The organism is Isoptericola sp. NPDC057191 (assembly GCF_042670225.1).
Lineage (GTDB): Bacteria > Actinomycetota > Actinomycetes > Actinomycetales > Cellulomonadaceae > Isoptericola.
Window position 1 is genome coordinate 1 of the sequence record NZ_JBHUWC010000323.1, and the last position, 1101, is coordinate 1101.

At 73.8% G+C, this 1101-nt stretch carries 1 protein-coding gene; it reads left to right on the top strand.

Going from position 1 to position 1101, the window contains the following annotated elements; translation table 11 throughout:
• Positions 1-104: 104 nt before the first annotated feature.
• Positions 105-1101: hypothetical protein (locus ACFT55_RS20235; RefSeq protein ID WP_380245663.1), on the top strand; the 997-nt coding region annotated here is incomplete at its 3' end.

Below are 1101 nucleotides of genomic sequence, written 5' to 3' on the forward strand. Positions count from 1 at the left end.
GACTTGATCCTCAAACCGACGGTTTGAGGCTCAAGTCAGCACGCACGATGCCTTCCTGTGGATGACCGGACGGCGCTGGGGTCGCACCCTGGTGTCCTGGGGACATGTCTCGGCCCGCCGCCACCGTGCCACCGCAGCTGCTGGAGCGCGCACGTCGCCAGGCCGGGCTGCTCGCCCTGCGGCAGTGCCTCGGGGGCGGGATGACGCGCGGACAGGTGGCCCGCCGCCTGGACCGCAAGGAGTGGGACCGCGTGGCACGGGGCGTCCTGGACACCGGGACGGTCTCGCCGTCGTCCGTCTCGGAGTCCTACGACCATCGCCGACGGCGAGCAGCGCTGCTCGGCCCGCTGGTGCACCCCGGCGGCATCGCGGTCGGTGTCGGCTCGCTGGTGCTGCACGGGGTACAGGGAGCTCCCGTCGACCTGGTTCCTGAGGTCGCTGTGCCCAAGGCTCGGCCGCGGACCGGGGACGGTCCTGTCCAGGTGCGACGGATCCTCGTGCCCGCCCCGGTCGAGGTGGACGGCATCCTCTGTGCCCCGCTGCGCGACTCGCTGGCGCTCGCGGTCCCCGCGCTCTCGCGGCTGGACGCGGTCGCGATGATCGACTCGGCGTGGCAGCAGCAGCTGGTGGACCGCGAGGGGCTCGCCGTCGCACGGGGGCTGACCACCGGGCGGCGTGGCACCCGCCGGAGCTGGCCCTGGTGGGGAGACGCCGACGGCCGGGCGGAGTCACCGGCGGAGACGTGGGCACGGATCACCTGCCTCGACCTCGGCTGCCCGCCCGACGCCGTGCAGCTGAGAATCGTCGGGCGTGGCTGGCGGGCGCGCGTCGACCTCGCGTGGCTCCTGCCGGACGGGGCGCTGCTCGTCGTCGAGGTCGACGGCGCCGACGTCCACTCCGCACCCGACGCCCTCTTCGTGGACCGGCGGCGGCAGAACCGGATCGACACCCGCAGCACGATGGTCCGGCGCTACACCGGGAGCGACGCCCGCGGCGGGCGTCTCGCGGCCGAGGTCCGGTCGGTGCTCACGGCGGCACGCTGGCGCCCGCGACCGATACCGACGGACGCCGTCTACGACATCGAGCGTGCTGAATTGATCC